Source organism: Actinosynnema sp. NPDC059797 (genome assembly GCF_042732085.1).
In the GTDB taxonomy this organism is placed as follows: Bacteria; Actinomycetota; Actinomycetes; order Mycobacteriales; family Pseudonocardiaceae; genus Actinosynnema.
The window spans coordinates 1-4,017 of sequence record NZ_JBHWIE010000513.1 but is presented as its reverse complement, the minus strand read 5'-3'; the positions used below and the strand labels follow the sequence as shown (position 1 = coordinate 4,017).

Sequence of the window (4,017 nt, the reverse complement as noted above, 5' to 3'; positions counted from 1 at the left end):
GGGCGAAGGTGCGGGGCTATCTGCCCGGCCGCTTCTCCTTCAACGTCAAGGGCGGCCGCTGCGAGAACTGCTCCGGCGACGGCACCATCACGATCGAGATGAACTTCCTGCCGGACGTCTACGTGCCCTGCGAGGTGTGCAAGGGCGCCCGGTACAACCGGGAGACGCTGGAGGTCCACTACAAGGGCAAGACCATCGCCGAGGTCCTCGACATGCCCATCGAGGAGGCGGCGGAGTTCTTCCAGCCGATCAACGCCATCCACCGGCACCTGCGCACGCTGGTGGACGTCGGCCTCGGGTACGTGCGGCTGGGCCAGCCGGCGACCACGCTGTCCGGCGGTGAGGCGCAGCGCGTGAAGCTGGCCTCGGAGCTGCAGAAGCGGTCGACCGGCAAGACGGTCTACATCCTCGACGAGCCGACCACCGGCCTGCACTTCGAGGACATCCGCAAGCTGCTCGGCGTGATCAACGGCCTGGTGGACAAGGGCAACACGGTGATCGTGATCGAGCACAACCTCGACGTGATCAAGACGTCGGACTGGCTGGTCGACATGGGCCCGGAGGGCGGCTCGGGCGGCGGCACCGTGGTGGCCGAGGGCACGCCGGAGCAGGTGGCCGAGAACCCCGCCAGCCACACCGGCTCGTTCCTTCGGCAGGTGCTGCCCTCGGTGGCCGCGGTCGGCTGACGCGTCCCCGGGTGGTGGCCGGCGCCGCCACCCGGGATGCGTGAGCATGGTCGACATGCCGCTGAACACCTACCGCTTCCGCAGCGCGTGGTCGCTCGACTGCGAACCCGGCCAGGTCTTCGACGTGCTCGCCGACCTGGCCGGCTACCCGCACTGGTGGCGCGAGGTGCGGCAGGCGCGCCGGGTCGCCGAGCGGGCGGCGGAGCTGCGGTGCCGGTCCCTGCTGCCCTACGACCTGGTGTTCGAGGCGCACCACAACACCGAGGACCGGGACGCGGGCCTGCTGCGCGCGGACCTGGTGGGAGACCTCGACGGCACGGCGAGCTGGCGCGTCCTGCCGGACGGGCGGGGCACCAGGCTGGTCTACGACCAGCAGGTGGTGGTCCGCAAGGCGCTGCTGCGCGTGCTGGCCCCGGTCGCCCGCCCGGTCTTCCTGCTCAACCACGGGCTGATGATGCGCAGCGGCCGGCGCGGTCTGCACACCTACCTGGCCGGGTTCCTGGCGGGCCGGCGCGAAGTGGCGACCGATCGGACCGGGTCTCGCTAGGCCGGGTCCCCCGGGGCCAGGTTCCGCACGAGCCGGGCCAGCTGCTCGGCGTAGCGCTCGGCGAACTCGGGCGACTCCGGGTCCTCGCCGGTGATGCGGCGCACCACCTTCGGCATGAACAGCGACGCGCCGGCCGCCGCCGTGAGGGCGAGCAGCAGGTGGGCCGGGTCGAGGTCGGCGGGCACCTCGCCGGCCTCCTGGCGGGCGCGCAGCGCGTCGACCTGGGCGCGCAGGAAGGCGGTGTCGGCGTCGTCGTCCGGCCCTTCGCCCGGCCCGTCCTCGGAGACGTTCTCCCACACCATCAGGCGGGCCTGGTCGCGCCGGTCGCGCGTGGACAGCACGAAGCCGCGCACGACCTCGGCCAGCGGGCCCTCGGCGAGCTGCCCGTGCTCCTGCCGCCGCCGGCTCGCCAGCTCGCGGTAGAGCCCTTCCTTGCCGCCGAAGTAGTAGGAGATCAACTGCTTGTTCACGCCCGCGCGCTCGGCGATGCCGCCGACCCGGGCCGCCGCGTAGCCCTTGGCGCCGAACTCGGCGGCCGCGGCCTCCAGGATGCGCGCCCTGGTGCGCTCGGGGTCGCGCTTGCGTTCGGCGGGGTCGGGTGAGCGGCGTGGCACGGCGACCAAGGTAGCCGATCCCGCGTATCAAACTTCCGTTTGACTTAATCATCCAAGCGGATGATAGTGGTCCGCATGGATCTTCACGTGGCGGTCGTCGGTGGCGGGGTGGGCGGGCTGTGCCTGGCCCAGGGGTTGCGCGGACACGGGGTGGAGGTGTCGGTGCACGAGCGGGACGCGACGCCGACCGACCGGCTCCAGGGTTACCGGCTGCACGTCGACCCCGTGGGCGCGCGGGCGCTGCACGAGTGCCTGCCGCCCGCGTCGTGGGACCGGTTCGTGGCGACCACGGGCCGGGGCGGCGGCGGTTTCGGGTTCCTCGACGAGGGGCTGCGGCGGCTGCTCGTCCTCGACGACCCGGGCGACGAGCCCGAGCGCGCGCACCACTCGGTCAGCCGGGTCGCGCTGCGCGAGGTGCTGCTGGACGGCATGGGCGACGCGGTTCGGTTCGGCCGCCGGTTCACCCGGTACGAGCACGAGGGCGACCGGGTCGTCGCGCACTTCGCCGACGGCACGTCCGTGCGCTGCGACGTGCTGGTGGGCGCGGACGGCGCGGGCTCGGCGGTGCGCGCCCAGCGCCTGCCGCACGCCGCGCGCGTCGACACCGGCATCACCGCCGTCGCCGGGCGGCTGCCGCTGACCCCGGCCACCCGCGCCTGGCTGCCGCCCCGGCTCCTGGCCCACGCCAACACGGTCGTCCCGCGCGCCGCCGCCGGGATGTTCCTCGCGCCGCACGAGCTGGACCACGACGGCTACCTCATGTGGGCCTACGCCGCGGGCGACCTGGCGGTGGGGGAGACCGGGCTGCGGGAGGTGGTGGCCGACCGGGTCCGCGACTGGCACCCCGACCTGGTGCGGCTGGTCCGGGACACGCCGGAGGACGCGGTGTCGCGCTGGCCGATCCGCACGTCCGTGCCGGTCGCGCCGTGGGAGCCGAGCCGGGTCACCCTGCTCGGCGACGCGGTCCACAGCATGACGCCGATGCGCGGGGTCGGGGCGAACACCGCGCTGCGCGACGCGCTGGTGCTGTGCCGGAACCTGGTCGAGCGCGAGCCGCTCGACGCCGTCGCCGACTACGAGCGGCGGATGCGCGGGTACGGGTTCGCCGCGGTCGAGGCTTCGCTGCGCAGCGCGCGCCAGTTCGTGTCGGGCAACGCGGTCGGGCGGCTGGCGTTCAAGACCGCGCTGCGGGTGTTCCAGGCGGTGCCGCCGCTCAAGCGCACCGCGTTCCGCGACCGCGACGAAGTCCGGTGAGATCCTTCTGAACCGCCCCCGCCCCCCGTCCGTGTCGAGGTCGCACGAGGGACCACCAGGGGAGGCTCACCATGGCACGCCACCACGCGGCGCTCGGCGCCGCCCTCGTCGGACTCGTCCTGCTCGGGGCGTGCGGCGCGGTCGACCGGGCGGGCACGCCCGTGCCGCAGCGGGTCGCCGAACCCGGGTCCACCGCCGGCGGGGCGCCGGACCCGGAGCTGACCACCGCCGTGGTGCCCGGCCTGGGCGCGGTGCTGTCGGACGGGGAGGGCCTGACGCTGTACCGGTTCGACGGGGACACGGCGCGACCGCCGACGTCCACCTGCGCGGGCGCCTGCGCGGAGAACTGGGTGCCCGCGACCGCGGACGGGGAGGTCGTGCGGGCGCGTGGCGTGCCCGCCGAGCCGGTCTCGACGATCGTCCGCGCCGACGGCGCCAGGCAGATCACCGTCGGCGGCTGGCCGGTCTACCGCTTCGCCGGTGACATCGCGCCGGGCCAGGCCGGGGGCCAGGGCGCGGACGGCGCGTGGTTCGCCGCCGCGCCGGACGGCCGGAAGGCGCTGCCGCCCGGGTCCGGCCTCGCGCTGGCCACCGCCTCGGTCGGCGACCTGGGCACCGTGCTGACCGACGCCGGGGGCATGACCCTCTACCGCTTCGACGAGGACTCGCCCGACCCGTCCCGGTCCACCTGCGAGGGCGGGTGCGCCGACCGGTGGCCGCCGCTGCTGGTGGACTCGGCGGACTTCGGGGTGCAGGGCGTGGACCGGGCCCTGGTCGGCACGACCAGGCGCGCGGACGGCCGGCTCCAGGCGACCGTCGCGGGGTGGCCGCTCTACCGGTTCGCCGACGACCGGCTGTGCGGCGAGGCGAAGGGCCACGGCGCGGGCGGCACGTGGTTCGCCGCCGCGCCGGACGG

The 4,017-nt window shown here is 75.0% G+C and carries 5 protein-coding genes; 4 read left to right on the top strand and 1 reads right to left on the bottom strand.

Going from position 1 to position 4,017, the window contains the following annotated elements; all coding sequences use genetic code 11:
• Nucleotides 1–686 (top strand): ATP-binding cassette domain-containing protein (locus tag ACFV4N_RS40780; protein WP_499678046.1); only part of this gene is annotated, 686 nt, incomplete at its 5' end.
• Between the two features lie 46 nt (nt 687–732).
• The gene (locus ACFV4N_RS40775) at nt 733–1,233 is read left to right on the top strand and encodes an SRPBCC family protein (RefSeq protein WP_499678047.1); all 501 of its coding nucleotides are present in this window, start codon (nt 733–735) and stop codon (nt 1,231–1,233) included.
• Here ACFV4N_RS40775 and ACFV4N_RS40770 read toward each other — a convergent pair.
• Nucleotides 1,230–1,847, bottom strand: a complete 618-nt coding sequence (locus tag ACFV4N_RS40770; protein ID WP_499678045.1) for a TetR/AcrR family transcriptional regulator — start codon at nt 1,845–1,847, stop codon at nt 1,230–1,232. The two genes, ACFV4N_RS40775 and ACFV4N_RS40770, sit on opposite strands and share 4 nt — an antisense overlap.
• A gap of 75 nt (nt 1,848–1,922) precedes the next feature.
• Here ACFV4N_RS40770 and ACFV4N_RS40765 point away from each other — a divergent pair, with 75 nt between their 5' ends.
• A complete protein-coding gene (locus ACFV4N_RS40765; protein ID WP_499678044.1) occupies nt 1,923–3,101 on the top strand; it encodes an FAD-dependent oxidoreductase in 1,179 nt (392 codons plus the stop codon).
• Nucleotides 3,102–3,172: 71 nt separating this feature from the next.
• A partial coding sequence (locus ACFV4N_RS40760) for a hypothetical protein (protein ID WP_499678043.1) occupies nt 3,173–4,017 on the top strand: 845 nt, incomplete at its 3' end.

What these genes read in the sequence shown, in the direction of transcription:
- ACFV4N_RS40775 (WP_499678047.1), top strand. Translation starts at nt 733, where the DNA reads ATGGTCGACATGCCGCTGAACACCTACCGCTTCCGCAGCGCGTGGTCG.
- ACFV4N_RS40765 (WP_499678044.1), top strand. Translation starts at nt 1,923, where the DNA reads ATGGATCTTCACGTGGCGGTCGTCGGTGGCGGGGTGGGCGGGCTGTGC.